Here is a 15,924-nt window from a genome sequence, read left to right on the forward strand (position 1 = left end):
CGTGAGTTCCTGGAAATGAGGCGTCAGGAATGAACTGCGAGGGCACTCGGTATGCCGGCGTCGCGCAGTGCTTTCCGATTGATTTTGTTGCTGTTGGTGTATGGGAGTGAAGCAACGAAGTGGTAGGCGCGCGGTCTTTGATAGTCGGAAAGCGCCGATTTTCGGATGAACTCGTCCAGTGTTTTTTCATCGAGCGAAGAATCGGTGCTGACCACAAACGCGTGCGGTTGTTCGCCCCATTCGGGATGCTTGAAGCCAACGACTGCTGCTTCCCGAACCAGTGGGTGTTGAAGAAGAGCTTCCTCGACTGCCGCGGGCATGATGTTGATACCGCCAGAAATGATCATATCGTCATGACGGCCCTCGAGAAAAAGGAAACCTCGTTCATCGAAACGTCCCAGGTCGCCAGATCGCCACCAGCGTCTTTCGCCGTCAAAGTGAAACAGTTTGGCTTCCAGCTCCGGCTGCTGCCATACCCCGGCCGCGACAAGGGGAGAATTCACCCATATCTCGCCGACCTCACCTTGTGGCACCGGGTCTCCCTCGATTGCGCCTGGTGTCATCAACCTGATTTCCGTGCTCGGGAAGGGACGTCCGACGCTGAGAAGCCGATCGCCCACCATATCCTTTGCGGAGATCACCGTCGCCAGACCAAGCGTTTCCGTGGAGCCATAAGCCTGAACAACATTCGGAGTGACAATCTGACGGATTCGATCAAGCGTGGTGCTGTCCATCGGCTCGGCCGCGAAGACGGCGACCTCCATGGAAGCATAGGTCGTCGGATCGGGATTGAGCGCGAGAAGCTTTCGCCACATTGTCGGAGTGAGCGCCATATGCGTGATTTTCTCATGCATGACCGTGTCGACGCACTTCTCCAAATCGAACTTCTCGACGAAAACGCTGCAACCGCCGGAATGCAGCATTGGCAGCCAGGTAACGTAACAACCGGTAAAGGCTGTGCTCAACGGCAAGATGGCGCGCGCACCCGGTCCCGTATGTCCATACATGGCGACGGCCGAACGGGCTGCCTCAACGAGATTACGATGCGTGTGGACGATCCCCTTTGGAACCGACGTGGTGCCCGATGAAAGGATGATGACCGCAGGGTCGTCTTCGTGTGGAACAGGCAGATCGCCTGCGGGAGGAAAGGCATCTGGATTGGCGTCTGTCACGGCATCGAGACTGGAAGGCTCGACCGGTTCGGCCGCCGAGTGTATCCGCAATCTTGCGAGGCGCCGGCTCATTTGTCGGGCAATCGAGGCCCCTTTGAGTTCAAGGGAGGCATCGTGGATGAGTATATCGATATCAAACTTGCTGCACACGGCTGCAAGCCCCGCATCCGATTCTCGTGTATGAAGGGCAATAGGCAAGGCACCGATACGCACAAGAGCAAGCCACGTCACGACGTGAATTGCGGACGGGATCGTCAGCAGCGCCACCGGCGTACCCGGGCCGATGCCCTCAATGCGCAATTGCGTGACGAAACGGCGCACCGTCTCGTCCAACTCACGATAGGTAAGTCGAGTTGCACTATCAACGACAGCCTCGGCATCGGGATAGCATCGCACGACGCGATCCAAGGTCGCGGTTATGGTTAAAGGGCAGGCGCCACTAAATGGCGCCATCAAGCGCCGTCCCTCCGCCTCGATGTTGCGACTGAGCTTTTCCATGATCTCTGCACTCCTCAAATGCAATGGCTTGGCTACTCCCCCCCAGCCATTCAAGCTTCTCCCTGAAGCCGATTAATGTAATTATAAAATATCAGTAAGTTTGGCAAGCGAATTTCGCTGAACAAAAGGGAATTGAGATGTTTTCGTTCCTTCGTCAAAGGAGGCAGTGCAAGGCGTTCGGCGAGATTGTGCTGACTATTCAAAATGAATGACGCCAAAATTCCCGCGGTGAGGATGCATTTTGTCAGCGTCGCAGCGATTTTTCCTTCCCTGTCCACGCAGTGGAGACGTAGGGCGTGCAACATTTGAACGCAAGGCCAGAGTGATATAGCGCTTGACAATAAGCTTACTAAATATAAGGATTTATGTTCGGTATGCGTACCCGAAACACGCACTGTCCGTCAGGACTGGTTCAATTATACGACCTATGACAAAGAGGAGGGCCTGATGGCCGAGTCCATCGTACGTAAGGAAATCCGTGGCAAGATTGCCGTGGTCACCTTGAATAGACCGGAAAAGCGCAATGCATTTTCGGAGAAATTATTTATTGAGTTGAAGGATGCATTCAGTTCGTTCCCCGACGCGGTTCGGGCTGTGGTGCTCGCGGGGGAGGGAAAACATTTTTGTGCCGGGCTTGATCTAGCGGAGCATCGGCATTCCAAGCCTTTCGAGAGCTCGCTCTATTCCCGATGGAGCCATGAGATCGTCAATTCGATCCGATATTGCGGACGCCCCGTGATAAGCGCTCTGCACGGCGCGGTGCTGGGCGGCGGCTTTGAGATGATTTCGGCGACGCAGATTCGTGTGGCTGATACGACGACCTTCTATCAGTTGCCTGAGGGGCGCCGGGGGATATTCGTCGGCGGGGGCGGAACCGTATTCATCTCGCGGATAATCGGGCCGGATCGCATGACTGAAATGATGCTTACTGGACGCAAGCTCGATGCGGAGGAAGGGTACCGGCTTGGTCTCTCACATTATCTGGTGCCTGAGGGGCAGGTTATGGACAAAGCTCTGGAACTGGCCGAACATGTCAGCGGAAATGCCGTTATTTCGACGTATCTGATCATCAACGCCATACCCCACATCAGCCAGATGCCTCCCGAGGCCGGCCTGTTCACCGAAAGCATAGCGCAGGCGCTTTCGTTGACGAGCCCTGACGCAATCGCAGGAATGGAAGCTTTTCTAAAAAGGAAGCAGGATTTTGACTTCAACAAGGGTGTTGGAGAGGGAGAAAAGACGTCGGCCAAATCAACTGTCGCGCTCTGATCTCTGGATCGGATTTGTCCGGCGGCTTCCGTCTGTTCGCAAGCCAGGTATTATATAATTTGGCTTGCGTTCCCGCTTGTTGAACGTAGTCTGCCGATCAAAATCAGAGGTTCAGTTTGACACAGCAGTTTGAAATTGGCTCGACGCAACCGCAGCAGAATGAGCAAAGTCTTGATCTCTCGAAGATCGAAAACACGTTGGGTTTTTTGATCCGCACCCTCCAGCAGAGAAGCTTCAAGGCATTTCACGCCGAATTTGGAGGAATTGGTCTTACCCCGGCGCGGCATGCTATCCTGACGATGATTGGCAGCAATCCCGGCGTCAAACAGGTGCAACTCGCCAGCGTTCTCGGCTTGCACGAGCCAAATATGGCTTTGCTTGTAAAGGAATGTGAGAAGGGCGCGCTTGTCCATAGAAGCCGAAGCAAAAAAGACGGTCGAGCCATCAGCCTGACCTTGACGGACAAAGGCAAAGCGTTCCTAGCCGAAATCGAAAAAAGATCGGCGGTGGTTGATAGGCAAACTGTCCAGTTGCTTACGGATATAGAGACGACACTGTTGACGCAATTGCTGATCAAGGCTGTCGGGCCATTCTCGAGAAATGATGAAGCGGTGGAGCAGGGCGATCTGTAAGGATTTGTGGGACAAGGTTCCTCTGAGGAGAGAGCTGAAAAGCTTCCGAAACCCATACGGTCGCCCCTTCGATACGCTTGCTGAATGCCTGATCGGTTCCTGTCCGCTGTTTGCCGGGGGAGGAAGGCAATTAAGGGTTGTATCTCCATTTTTGCCGGCCCTATACGGCCTTGGTAGCCCTTCAAGATTCCCCGGCGCTCTCGCCTCTCTGTGCGACCTCACTTGCTATAAGTGAGGTTGTACGTTTTGCCGAACCCGGCTAGGTGGTCCGACGAATATTACGAGACGAGCCTCAGTGATCCGCGGCTCGGGAACTCCAACGTGAATTGCGCGGTCGTCTCGTTTATCTGCTGGATTTGGGTGTCTATTGCGCTCATCGCCGCAGCTGTCTCTTCGACCATTGCTGCGTTTTGTTGCGTACCCCTGTCTATGCTCGCGATTGATTCTTTTATCTGATGGATCGCGATCGCCTGTTCTCGCGCAGAAATGACCATGGCGTCGACGGTTTGACGGACGTCACGCACAGCATCCATTATGCTCTGAAGTTCGGAGCCAGTTTGCTCAACCAGGCTAACACCGGTTTTGACTTCGCTGCCCGAAGTCTGAATGAGCAACCTTATCTCCTTAGCGGCCGCTGCCGATCGTTGGGCAAGCTCGCGAACTTCCTGGGCAACAACGGCAAATCCTTTACCAGCATCGCCAGCGCGAGCCGCCTCGACGCCGGCGTTCAGTGCAAGCAAGTTAGTCTGGAACGCGATCTCGTCAATTACCGACGTTATCGAGTTGATCTCGCTGGAGGATTTCTCAATTTTCCTAATAGCGTCGATCGCCTGGTTCACGATCCTACCGGATTCTGCGGAATTTCTGTGTGCCACCGCGACCAATTCGCCGGCGTGTTCAGCACGGGTCGTCGCCCCTTCCACAGCTGCCGCTATCTCCTCAACGGCTGCTGCCGTCTCCTCGACCGAAGCCGCTTGGCGCTCCGTTCTCCGGGCGAGGTCTTCTGTCGCAGCACTGATTTCGCCGCTGGCGAGAAGGAGGTGCTGGACGTTGCCCTGGAGCTGAACAATCACCGCGGAAAGTTGATCGACGGCTGCATTAAAATCGGTCCGAAGCCCGTTGTACTCGGTGGGAAACTCCTCTTCTATCCGGTACTGAAGCTTGGCGTTCGCAAGATTTTTGAGTGCCGCAGCCATTTGTGACACAACAAATGCTTGCTCGCCTGCTCTTGCCGTATCTCGCGCTCTCGCGGCTGCCTCAGCATCTCTGGCCGAGACAAGGGCCTGAATATCTTGCCAAAACGCAACGGTGACGTTTCTCCCCTGGATGCACGTTGGCAGCACCGTGACGATCACGGGCAGCAACACATCATCGCTTCTGATAATGGACCACTCAAATCGAGCGTATCCTTGAGAAGCGATCATTGCGTTCAATTCCCCGACCGCGTGGTCCGATCGCCTTCCATCAGGCTGCACCTCTGGTGAAAATTGTTCCGGTTGCAGTCCCAGAAGCTGCTCTCGGCTCAATAGCAGCATCTTTTCCATGGCTCTATTGCAGTCGATAATCTTGCTGTTCTCCAATACAAAATATGCATCAGGAGAGTTCAGGAAAATAAAATGACTGACGGCATCACGAAAAGTAGTCTTTTCCTTCGAGTGAAAGAACATTCCGGCTCTCCAGTTAGGGAAGTATCGATCCGATCGTTCTCGGCAGAGGACTTCCAGTTTGCTCGGGGAGATCAACCCCATCATGGCAGCAACACGAACAGTGAAACAAAGAAGTGATCCGACCCGGACAATGCCGGGAAGCAGATGGCGTTACTCATCCACGAGCGCGGTCCTGAACTGCACAGCCGGATCAGCCTCTGCATTTCATTGTTGGCCAGTCGCAGCAGGCCCCACCTGGAGATTGACAGGTGCGGATGTTCGGGCAACCCACAGCAAACCCAAAGCCAGGATCGACAATGCGGGATAAATAGTCAGCCCAAGAGCATAGGATCCGGTGCGGTCGAAAATAGTCGCAAGAATCATCGGGCTGAGGATCGTGCCGATCTGCAGCACGCCGTACAGGGTGCCATAGATCTGCGAATAGGCGATCTTTCCAAATCGGCGCGCGACGACAAAAGGCATCATATCGAGTTCTGCGCCCTGGGCTGCGCCTAACAAAATGGCAGCAGCAATGATGAGCGATGGATCACCTTGCAAGAGCAGCAGGCAGCCGATTGCCTGACCAATAAAAAACACAAGCCCGACGATCCTGACAGGAAAACGGTCGAGCAGAGGACCGGTTATGAGGCGCGCCGCCAAGGAAGCCATTCCTGCCGCTGCAAGTGCAGATGCAGCCTGCGTCGAAGAGCCGCCGCGGTCGGTCACGAGTGCTGCGAGATGGAAATTGATCCCGATTGCTACCAGGAAGATGAGGCTGAAGCTGATCGCGAGCATCCAGAAATCCGGTGTGCTCAGCGCCTGCTTGAACGGCACATCCGGGGAAGCTGTATCCGGTCCCGCGATGCGTTCTTCCTGTGTGGGCAAAGGCCCCTTATTTTGACGAATGAAGAGGAGGAAATTGATCAATGCTGCGGCAAACGCGATCGCTCCCACCAGAACAAAGGTGTTTCTCCAGCCGCCAGACTGCAGACTCGCATTGATGATGTATGGAAACAGCGCTGTACCTACGCCGATCCCCGACGATGCTATCGCAAGAGATAGACCCAGATTTTTGTCGAACCAGCGAGGCAGAAGCCCCTGGTATGAAGGGTATGTTGCGAAGCTTCCCGTGATCGCCACGACACAGGCAAGCGCCACGAAAACCGAATAAGAATTCACCAGCGAAAACAAGGCATACGAGGCGCAAAGCAATGTGAATCCGATAAGGATGATCCGCGGCGGCCCAAATCGATCGACAAGATATCCGGCAATCGACAGGCCGAATATACTGGCAAAACCCGCAATGGAAAAAACGGCAGCAAATTCGGTTCGAGACCAGCCGAATTCCTCGGTCATGGGTCTAAGGTAAAGCCCCAATGACTGAAAAAAAATGGGACCTAGTGAGACTGCCATTCCGATAAAGCAGCCGAGCAGTACGCTCCAACGTTGCATGGTTTCCTCCCCTGCATGAAACAAAGTGCCGCCTTGGTCTGAAAGCCGATCGCGTGCACCCCATCTATATACAGATCGATAATATTTGTTGCAATATAAAATGATCGATCATATTGTGATGAATGTCATAGTCATCGATCATAGTGAGAACATGGATTTAGGGATTAAAAACAAATTTGCGATTGTGACGGGTTCGACCTCGGGTCTCGGTCTAGCGTGCGCTCAAATGCTTGCTGCGGAGGGAGCCGACGTTCTCATCTGCGGTCGTGACGATACGCGACTCCGGGCGGCCCTGCAGACATTTGGCGACGCTTCAGTGCGAGGCGCTGTCGCCGACGTCACGACAGAAGAAGGGCGCCGATCCTTGATCGAGCTATGTCCTCGGCCGGACATTCTGGTGAACAATCTCTCCGGTCCGCCACCGCGTCGATTCTTCGAGACAACCGGCGATGATTGGAGCAGGGTTCTGGCTTCCAGTATGATGGCGCCGTTGGAGATGGTGAGAGCCGTCGTTCCCGGCATGCGCCAGCGCAAATTTGGAAGGGTGGTAAACATCACATCGGCAATGGTGGCTGCGCCGCGCCCTCACCATGTCTTGTCGACCAGCGCGCGAACAGCCTTGACCGCAGCGCTCAAGGCGCTCTCTTTCGAGGTCGCGCCCGATAATGTGACCATCAATAATCTGTTGCCCGAGCGTATCGATACCCCTCGTCAGCACGAAATGGCTTGTGCCGCTATGCAGCGCGATGGACTGACCTATGAGCAGGCACGCGCCGCCCAGGTGGAAAGCATTGCAGTGAAACGACTCGGTCGTCCGGAAGAATTTGCTGCCGCATGTGCTTTCCTGTGTAGCGAATATGCCGGTTACATCTCGGGTCAGAATCTCAAGCTCGATGGAGGGTCGTCCCCAAGCTTGTTTTAGGTGTTTCCGTGCCCCGGCTTTTCGGGCCGTATAGCCAGAACTACTCGACGTGACCGTGGGAGCGGTGCGCCGAGCGATTTGATGAAGCTCTGAGGAGGAGAGTATAGTGACGAAAATCAATGTTGCGCGATTGGTAAAGCCCGGTCAACCGCTGGAATGCGGAACTGCGGATATGCCAGCGCCTGGTCCGAAGGACGTAAGAGTACGCGTGGCCGCCTGCGGACTGGTCCCCAACACCTATAATATAGTGAATGGCCGGACCCCGTTCATATTGCAGGATTTGCCCGCTGTATTCGGACTCGACGTCTCTGGTACAATCGATGCCGTGGGCGAGAACGTTTTGCATCTGAAAGTCGGAGACCGGGTTTATGTCGATCCCTTTCTGACATGCGAGACATGCCATCACTGCCGCCGCGGCAGACGAGATCTTTGTGCCTACCATTGCCTGCGCGGCTATTGTGCATGGTCACCTGAAGCGGTGCCGCTGCTTAACAGCTATCCGCTCGGGGGCATGTCGGAATACATCTTGTCACCGCATAACAAAGTGGCCCTTTTGCCGGATTCGATCGATTTTCTAACCGCCGCGCGGTTCGGTTACATCGGTACTACTTTTGGTGCCCTCGCCAAGGGTGGGTTCGGGCCGGGACAAACCTTGCTGATCAACGGCATTACGGGAACGCTCGGCGTCGCGGCTGTGGCGATTGCCTTGGGGATGGGGGCTTCCAGGATTCTGGGAACCGGCCGGAACAGGGAGCTTTTGGCGAAAGTTCGCCAAATGGCGCCGGAGCGTGTGGATGTGAAGTCCGCTGAGGATGGCGATGTCGTCTCCTGGGTACAATCTCAGACCGCCGGATATGGCGTGGACGTTCTTTATGACTGCCTGGGCGTGGGCGGAGACACGGAAAGCACCAATAAACTCATCACTGCCGTGAAGGATGGGGGCAAAGCTGTTCTTGTTGCCGGTGGCGCGGTGGGGGATGTGGGACGTCCCTATTTTGAGCATCTGATGCACGATGTTCAGATCATGGGATCGCAATGGTTCACCGATATCGATCTGGAGCGGATGATTGCCATGATAGCAAGTGGGGCCATCGACATGTCCTATCTCAATCATCGCCAGTTTTCGCTCTCAGAAGTGAACGATGCGATTAATTTCATCGGCAACCGCCCCGGGGGGTTCACCAACGTTGTGGTCATCCCTGGACAATTCGGCCAGCTGGCGTCGCTCTGACGAAATTGTGAGGTAGTCATGTCAATCAGAAGAGTTGTAACCGGACACGAAAACGGTCGATCGGTTATCGTCAGCGACGGTTCAGCGCCCACGGAACATCGATACAGCCACATTCCGGGAATGACGACGTCCATTCTCTGGGCTCACGACCTGAACGGTTCGGCAGAGCGAATTGAAGGGGCGCCGCTTGGTACAACCGCGATCCCTTATCCAGGGCAGGCCCGTTTTCTGGTCGTCGAGTTTCCACCTGATCCCGGCGTTTCGGACACCGGAATCACCGAGCCCCATTTTGATCCGGCATTGGCAGCGCAGGAACTCGCGACACATTCTCCAAGGTTTATCGAATTCTTCGAGGCCGACAGCCCTGGCATGCATAAAACACCTACGGTCGATTTCGGTGTCGTGCTGGAAGGGGAAATATGGCTGGAACTCGATGATGGGCAGCAAACTCTTTTTAGAGCGGGAGATGTCGTCGTCCAGCAGCGAACGCGCCACGCGTGGCGCAACAGGAGTTCGTCAGGGGCAAGGATGGCTTTTGCCATGCTTGGCGTTGGCGAGAACGCATAGTTCATAACGTCCGGGTTCGGCGCCGTTCGTCTGTCTTGTTCGTCAGGCATTCGGAGCCGGCCCGGTTTGGGGAAGTGGAATGTCTCTGATGATTATCATGGAACTGGCGTTTGTTGTTGTCTCGGCCAATGTTCCATCGCAAACCGGGGAGCGGAGCCGATGACAATTTCACCGTGCTCGCGACCTAAGGCCCAACTCCACACGTTCGACCGTTCTAAGGTAATGCGCGATCAGCAGTCGAACAGCAAGATCGGCATCGCGGTTGACGGTGGCCTCCATGATTGCTCTGTGCTCCTCCGTGACGTCAGGGCGGGGTGCAGAGACATGGCGCCCCACATGACGGTAGCGTTCCAGCTCATCAAACAATTGATCGCAATACTGAAGCAGGCGGGCCGAACTGCATGCGGACAAAAGCTCGTGGTGGAAGGCCTTGTGAAAACCCGTCCATTCGTCCGCGCCGGGTGCGAAGAGATCATCATCCGGCCGCTTTGTCTTCAGCAAGCGATGGCCGGCAACAACGATACGCTCCTCCCACGTCGCGTCTCCGTTCTCGATGGACTGTCGGAGAGCGATTTCATTCAGTTGCGCGCGCGCCTTGTGAAGATCCCAAAGCTCTTCGATGCTGATCGGGATGACTGCAAAGCCTCGATGGTCGCTCTGGGTGACAAGGCCCTCCGTAGAGAGGCGACTCAGCGCTTCACGAATCGGCGCCATTCCGACATCGAATCGGGCCGCCAATTGACGGATGTTAAGCTTGGAGTCCGCAGGTATTTCTCCGGCAATAATCTCCTTTCGAAGGGTGTCGTGAATACTGCTGGCCAAAGTTCGTTTGGTTACGGACACGGCTCGGTCATCCATGGCAAATTTCTCCAAATGATTGCAGCAGATCGATCATACATCGCATTTGATCGATCATTCAACAAGGGAATCCACGTTTGATCAGATTTGAGCGTTCTGCGAAAAATTATCGAACATCATGCGATGGGAGGAAAAGACCATGAGACTGCCGGATCCGGTTTTTTATCCGCCCTTTCTCATCACCCGCGCAAGTCATGTTCGTCTGACTGTAGGGGACATAGCGCGGTCCCGCGATTTTTACTGTGGTGTTCTGGGACTGATTGTATCCGATGAGACGCCGGAGGCCTGTTATCTCCGCGCCGCGGAGGAGGCGTGCCACCATTCGCTCGTTCTTGAAAAATGCCAGGAGGGCCGCGTACCCGAATGCACTGCAATCGGCATGCGGGTTTTGACTGAACAGGAACTCGACAAATCCCACGAATGGCTGCTTGCAAGGAAGTTGTCCGTGGAATGGGTCGAATTGCCGTTCCAGGGCCGAACTCTTCGCACGCGTGATATTGTCGGTGTCCCTGTCGAATTCTGTGCGACCATGGATGTGGTCGAACGTCGTTTCGGTGATCGACGCGCGCCGGCAACCTATGCGAAGCGGCTGGACCACTATCAACTGTTTTCTCCCGACAATGTCGCCCAGACGGAATTCTACACGGAACTCGGCTTCCGGATTTCCGATGCGATGGTGGCCGGAACGGACCTCGAGGGCACGTTCCTCTGGCGCAAGGGCAACACCCACGATTTGGTATTGTTTACCGGAACGGGGCCGCGCTTGCATCATTTCGCGTATGTGGTGTCGGAGCCCGCTCAGGTCCTTCGTGCCTGCGACATGGCCGGAGAGCTCGGTTACGGCCGTACAACGGAACGGGGGCCGGGCCGGCATCCGCTTGATGGGGCCTTGTATATCTATTTTCGTGACCCGGATGGGCATCGCGTCGAACTTTTCGACGGGCATTATCAGACGATCGATGCCGAGCTTGAGCCGAATGTGGTCCAGGTCAAGGACGGCGCTCAACCTTGGGGCCTGCCGGGGCAAGCGAGCTGGTTTCATGAGGCGACACCTTTTGCGGGCGCCCGGCAAACCGAACCCAAGATCAAGCGAACCGCCCCGACACTTGAAGCCTATCTGGAGCGCCAAGCGGCCGAAAAGGGAAAAGCATGAGCCTGCCGATACCACTCGATAAATGCAGCAAGATTTTCATGTTGCACATGAATTTCAAAAGCCGTGCTCGGGAGCATGGTGATTGGCCAGCCCATCCGATTTATTATCTCAAGCCACCGTCAACGCTGACATCAGGCGGTGTGCCGATTGTCATGCCTCCCGGTGTAACCACGATGCTCGGCGAAGCGGAGATCGCCGTCGTCATTGGCCGCGAAGCGCGGAACGTTTCGGAGGCCGAGGCCCTGAAATACGTGTCGCATTTCGCCGCTTCCAACGATGTCACGGTATTCGACTATGGTTGGTCAGATGCGCCGTCCCTGACGCGCTCCAAGGGGTTCGACAGCTTCACGCCGATGGGTGAGCTATTGCCGGCCGAGTCAGTTGATCCTGAAGATCTGCTGTTGCGCCTCTGGGTAAATGGCGAGCTGCGGCAGGAAGCCCACAGCTCCGATATGATTTTTCCGTTCGCACGCCTCGTCGCCGAACTCAGTGCCATCATGACCCTCAATCCGGGCGACGTGATCCTTACGGGTACACCAGCGGGAGCGCCGCTCCTGGCGGTGGGCGACGATGTCGTGGTGGAGCTCGCCGGTACTTCGCGAACGACGAATACAGTCGTTGCAGATCGGCGCAGCCAATCGGCTCTCCTTCCATCGCCGCGGGTTACGCCGCGGGGCCGGGCAGTCTCGATCGGTGCTGCGTGTCACCGTCTCAGCAAAGCGACAGCCGGCCAGCTTGCCCGGTTCGTTGCAGCGGGTATCGAAACCGTGCGTCAGAAAGCTGCGTCGATGGATGTCGCCGTTTGCCCGATTGAACTGACAGCCAGCAACCAAACCTTCGTTGGCCACGCTTTCACCTTGCGCCAGGTTCCTGCTCGGAACGCGGATAGCGCGACCTGGCCGCATGCAGCAAAAGCAGCGTTTGAAACACTGCGAGCCGTGGGGAATGGGGAAGTTATTGTCGTGGAAGGGCAGTTTTCGGAACAGCATCAAGCCGTGTTGATCGAACGTCTCACTGAAAAATCGGCAGCGGCAGTCGTTTCCGAAGCCGCGCCTTCCTCTCACTCCCGCTTTCTTCCCGTCGCAATCAACACGCCGGTGGTTATCAACGGTGTCACGGTCATGCCCGGTGACATCTTGATGTCCGTGAACGGCCGGTCGCTGCTTATTCCAGGCGAAGCCGTCGATCGTCTTCTTGAGGTGATCCCATGAACGAAACGAACTTCGATGTCATTATCATCGGCTACGGTCCGGTAGGTGCAACGCTTGCCAATCTTCTGGGGCAGGCAGGCCATAAGGTTGCGATTGCAGACCTGTTTTCGGATGTCTTCGAGTTGCCGCGCGCGGTCAATATCGACCAGGAGGTCCTGCGGTGCTGGCAGCGGATCGGACTGGCCTCGGATGTCGCGGAAGGGTGCGAACCCCATCCGGGAACCGATTTCCTTGGAATGGACGGCAACCTGATCAAGTATCTCTATTCCGCTCCTCCGCCCTATCCTCTCGGATGGCCAGCAAATCTCATGTTCGTTCAGCCGGAGGCGGAGCGTGTGCTGCGGCGTGGCGTTCGCCGGTTCCCTAACGTCACCGAGTATTTTTCGCATGAAGCGACATCCGTTTTCCAGGACGCCGAAGGAGTCACAGTGACGCTGAACTCTTCCGGTGCCAACAAAACGATTCGCGGGCGTTGGCTGGTCGCATGTGATGGCGCGAACAGTCCCGTACGTAATTGGCTGGGAATTGGTCAGGAAGATCTCGGCTTTTCCGAATGGTGGATGGTTGTGGATGCCTGGATCAAGGGAGAGACGCCGCTACCTGCGCGTACGACCCAATATTGCAGGCCGGATGCGCCGGGGGCCTATGTGATCTGCTCAGGCAAGCTGCGCCGCTGGGAGATGAAGATTCCACCTGGCGAAAACCCCGAAATCTATCGGGATTCCAATAAAATCAAGCAGCACATGACATCCTTTGTCGATCCGGAAGCACTTGAGTTCTGGCGAACTGCAATTTACCACTTTCACGCGCGGGTCACCGACCGGTGGCGGGACGGTCGGATATTCCTGGCAGGTGATGCAGCCCATCAGATGCCACCGTTTCTCGGGCAGGGATTGTGCTCTGGTGTCCGCGACGTTGCCAACCTCTGGTGGAAGCTCGACCGTGTCATCCGTGGACATTCGGCTCCTACACTGCTGGATACCTATGAGCCAGAGCGAAAGCCGCATATCCGTATTCTGACCGAAATCACCAAATCACTCGGCGAAATCGTCGGTGAGACAGATGTCGAAAAGGCGAAAATTCGAGACCGGAAACTGCGTGAGGAAATGGAAAGCGGCCGTATGGAGACAGTCCGGCAGAACCTCATCCCACCGCTGAAGGCCGGTTTTCTGGATCAGCAGGACCAGTCCGGTCTGGCCGGTTCGCTGGCTGTCCAACCGCTTCTGGATAATGGCGTGCAGGCTGTTCTCGCCGATGATCTAGGAGGGAATGGCATCGTCGTTCTGACCACGGCAGGTGTGCAGCCGGATATCGATGATCTTCTGGACAGAATAGGGGGGAAGGTTCTGCGGATCGGCCCCGGCCTGCTGGAGGATGTCGAGGACACTTTTACGAAATTTGCCGAACGTTACGGCATCCAGACCCTTATTGTCAGGCCGGATGGCTACATTTGGGGTGCGCAACGCGACGCAGCGGAGTTGAGGATGGCCGTCGGAAGGCTCTTTGAATCGCTACAAGTCAAGGAGATGACATCGTGAGTTTCATTTTCACTCCCCCCGCGACACCTTCTGTCGCTATTGAGGGCAACGGCGTACGTTTTCCGGTTCGTCGCATTTTCTGCGTTGGGCGGAATTATGCCGATCATGCGAGGGAGATGGGCAAAGACCCGGACCGGGAACCCCCATTTTTCTTTACCAAACCAGCCGATGCCGTGTGCGACAGTGGATCGCGCATACCCTATCCGCCGCTCACATCAAACCTTCATCATGAGGTTGAATTGGTCGTCGCGATCGGAAGCGAGGCGCGCAACATTCCCGTCGAAGAGGCGCTGTCGTGCATCTGGGGATATGGCGTCGGTATAGATCTTACCAGGCGCGATCTTCAGTTGCAGGCACGTGATTTAGGGCGCCCCTGGGACTGGGGCAAGGCTTTCGACATGTCCGCTCCCTGTGGACCGCTGCGAAAAGCGGATTTCGGGTATCTGCAAAGCGCGCAGATACGTCTGGAGGTCAACGGATCGACACGTCAGGAAGCGAGCTTGAACGAACTGATCTGGTCGGTGCCGGAAATCGTTTCGTTGTGCAGCGCGTCAGTCGTTCTGCAACCTGGAGACCTGATTTTCACCGGGACGCCTGCAGGCGTCTCGGCCATAACAAAAGGAGACCGACTTGTGGGTTCAATTGACGGCCTGCCAGACGTGACCATTGACATAGCGTGATATCGAAAGCGGTCTTGAGCTCTACTGAAAGGCAACCATAAGCCGGAGCGTAAGCACCCAATTCGGGATGATCTTGTCCAGCGGCTGTTGGACACATTCAGCAATCGAAGAGCAACAGAGCGGCAGTGCCATCATTGCCGTTCGTGGGGAACTATTGCCTAAAAAAGTGTGTGGAGGACACAATGCATCGCTTCAAAAAAGTCGCCTTGATAGCAACCGGGCTGATCCTGCAATACCCGTTGATAGCACAGGCAACCGAAAACGGATTTTTAGCCTACCCGCTGGGTGTCGACACGATCGTCAACGGTATTGTTCCGGCGCCAGGTCAAACCTGGATACAGAGCTACAGTACATTTTATTCAGCAAACAGCTTCAAGGACAGCAACGGGAATGACCTCATCCCCGGCTTCGATGCCAATGTTGGGGTCAATACGACCCGCCTGTTCCATACATGGGATTTGCAACTCGATCAGTTCACGGTCAGTTCGGCTCTTGTTCTTCCGGTTATCGGCACGGACATCGATACTGCGTTCAGCGACGGCGACAATTTCGCGCTCGGTGACGTGACGATCACTCCGATCTTCCTCGGATGGTCCAATAGCCAGAAAAATTTCTTTGCCAACGCCGCAATCGATTTTTTCGTGCCAACCAAAAGCGAAGTGTCGAACGATGTATTCAGTATCGCTCCCCACGTCAGCATGACATTTTTCCCGACCTCTAAACTCGAGTTCTCGACAACCATTGGAACTGAGTTTCATTTCCGAAATCAGGACACGGACTACAAATCAGGCTCGGTGTTTTTTGCAGATTGGGCCGTTAATTACCGCGCCTTCGAGGCGCTGCCCCAACTCGCTATAGGCCTCCAGGGCTATGTTGCAAAGCAATTCACCGACGACAGGATTGGTGGCGCGACGGTCGGTGACGGTTTCCATCAACAGGTTGCCGCGATCGGCCCGCAGATCGTGTATTCTGTCGGGAATAAAGGTGGCGGGTTCGCTCTCAAGTGGCAGCATGAATTCGCCGCAGAGAACAGGCCCGAGGGCAACAAGTTCTGGTTTCAGTTTCAGATACCGATCGGCAATTGACAACCTCAAC

Annotated in this window: 14 protein-coding genes; 10 read left to right on the forward strand and 4 right to left on the reverse strand. The window is 55.6% G+C overall.

What is annotated here, in order from left to right:
- Positions 1-23: 23 nt before the first annotated feature.
- On the reverse strand, positions 24-1,670 hold the full coding sequence (locus CFBP4996_RS22060; RefSeq protein ID WP_080853803.1) for a class I adenylate-forming enzyme family protein: 1,647 nt from the start codon (positions 1,668-1,670) through the stop codon (positions 24-26).
- Between the two features lie 447 nt (positions 1,671-2,117).
- Between CFBP4996_RS22060 and CFBP4996_RS22065 the strand changes: the two genes are divergently transcribed.
- The gene (locus CFBP4996_RS22065) at positions 2,118-2,939 is read left to right on the forward strand and encodes a crotonase/enoyl-CoA hydratase family protein (RefSeq protein ID WP_080853802.1); all 822 of its coding nucleotides are present in this window, start codon (positions 2,118-2,120) and stop codon (positions 2,937-2,939) included.
- A 116-nt stretch (positions 2,940-3,055) separates the two neighbouring features.
- Positions 3,056-3,571, forward strand: a complete 516-nt coding sequence (locus tag CFBP4996_RS22070) for a MarR family winged helix-turn-helix transcriptional regulator (protein ID WP_080853801.1) — start codon at positions 3,056-3,058, stop codon at positions 3,569-3,571.
- Positions 3,572-3,849: 278 nt separating this feature from the next.
- On the opposite strand, the gene CFBP4996_RS22075 is transcribed toward CFBP4996_RS22070, so the two are convergent.
- Together CFBP4996_RS22075 and CFBP4996_RS22080 are read right to left on the reverse strand one after the other, a co-directional pair.
- Positions 3,850-5,238, reverse strand: coding sequence for a methyl-accepting chemotaxis protein (locus CFBP4996_RS22075; protein ID WP_162936041.1), 1,389 nt, complete (start codon positions 5,236-5,238; stop codon positions 3,850-3,852).
- 204 nt (positions 5,239-5,442) lie between these two features.
- The gene (locus CFBP4996_RS22080; protein ID WP_137396301.1) at positions 5,443-6,669 is read right to left on the reverse strand and encodes an MFS transporter; all 1,227 of its coding nucleotides are present in this window, start codon (positions 6,667-6,669) and stop codon (positions 5,443-5,445) included.
- Positions 6,670-6,769: 100 nt separating this feature from the next.
- Here CFBP4996_RS22080 and CFBP4996_RS22085 point away from each other — a divergent pair, with 100 nt between their 5' ends.
- The 3 genes from CFBP4996_RS22085 to CFBP4996_RS22095 all read left to right on the forward strand — a co-directional run bounded on the left by CFBP4996_RS22085 (position 6,770) and on the right by CFBP4996_RS22095 (position 9,389).
- Positions 6,770-7,591 carry an SDR family oxidoreductase gene (locus CFBP4996_RS22085; RefSeq protein WP_233283617.1) on the forward strand — a complete coding sequence of 274 codons (822 nt, stop codon included), beginning with the start codon at positions 6,770-6,772 and terminating at the stop codon, positions 7,589-7,591.
- Positions 7,592-7,697: 106 nt separating this feature from the next.
- A complete protein-coding gene (locus CFBP4996_RS22090) occupies positions 7,698-8,822 on the forward strand; it encodes an alcohol dehydrogenase catalytic domain-containing protein (RefSeq protein WP_137396300.1) in 1,125 nt (374 codons plus the stop codon).
- Between the two features lie 18 nt (positions 8,823-8,840).
- Positions 8,841-9,389, forward strand: coding sequence for a cupin domain-containing protein (locus CFBP4996_RS22095; protein WP_121490314.1), 549 nt, complete (start codon positions 8,841-8,843; stop codon positions 9,387-9,389).
- Between the two features lie 168 nt (positions 9,390-9,557).
- Here CFBP4996_RS22095 and CFBP4996_RS22100 read toward each other — a convergent pair whose 3' ends face one another.
- Entirely contained in the window at positions 9,558-10,247 is a 690-nt protein-coding gene (locus CFBP4996_RS22100) for a GntR family transcriptional regulator (protein ID WP_080853797.1), read from the reverse strand.
- 139 nt (positions 10,248-10,386) lie between these two features.
- On the opposite strand from CFBP4996_RS22100, the gene CFBP4996_RS22105 reads away from it, so the two are divergent.
- The 5 genes from CFBP4996_RS22105 (at position 10,387) to CFBP4996_RS22125 (ending at position 15,914) form a co-directional block, all read left to right on the forward strand.
- A complete protein-coding gene (locus CFBP4996_RS22105) occupies positions 10,387-11,400 on the forward strand; it encodes a VOC family protein (protein WP_080853796.1) in 1,014 nt (337 codons plus the stop codon).
- On the forward strand, positions 11,397-12,611 hold the full coding sequence (locus tag CFBP4996_RS22110; RefSeq protein ID WP_080853795.1) for a fumarylacetoacetate hydrolase family protein: 1,215 nt from the start codon (positions 11,397-11,399) through the stop codon (positions 12,609-12,611). The genes CFBP4996_RS22105 and CFBP4996_RS22110 overlap by 4 nt, the downstream gene beginning before the upstream one ends.
- Positions 12,608-14,149 carry a bifunctional 3-(3-hydroxy-phenyl)propionate/3-hydroxycinnamic acid hydroxylase gene (locus CFBP4996_RS22115; RefSeq protein WP_080853794.1) on the forward strand — a complete coding sequence of 514 codons (1,542 nt, stop codon included), beginning with the start codon at positions 12,608-12,610 and terminating at the stop codon, positions 14,147-14,149. The genes CFBP4996_RS22110 and CFBP4996_RS22115 overlap by 4 nt, the downstream gene beginning before the upstream one ends.
- Positions 14,143-14,829: a fumarylacetoacetate hydrolase family protein gene (locus tag CFBP4996_RS22120; protein ID WP_424243867.1), complete on the forward strand. Its 687-nt coding sequence runs from the start codon at positions 14,143-14,145 to the stop codon at positions 14,827-14,829. The genes CFBP4996_RS22115 and CFBP4996_RS22120 overlap by 7 nt, the downstream gene beginning before the upstream one ends.
- Positions 14,830-15,011: 182 nt before the next feature.
- Positions 15,012-15,914 (forward strand): SphA family protein, encoded by a 903-nt coding sequence (locus CFBP4996_RS22125; RefSeq protein WP_080853792.1) that lies wholly within the window; start codon positions 15,012-15,014, stop codon positions 15,912-15,914.
- The last annotated feature ends 10 nt before the right edge of the window (positions 15,915-15,924 follow it).

It is taken from the genome of Agrobacterium leguminum (assembly GCF_005144435.2).
GTDB lineage: Bacteria > Pseudomonadota > Alphaproteobacteria > Rhizobiales > Rhizobiaceae > Agrobacterium > Agrobacterium leguminum.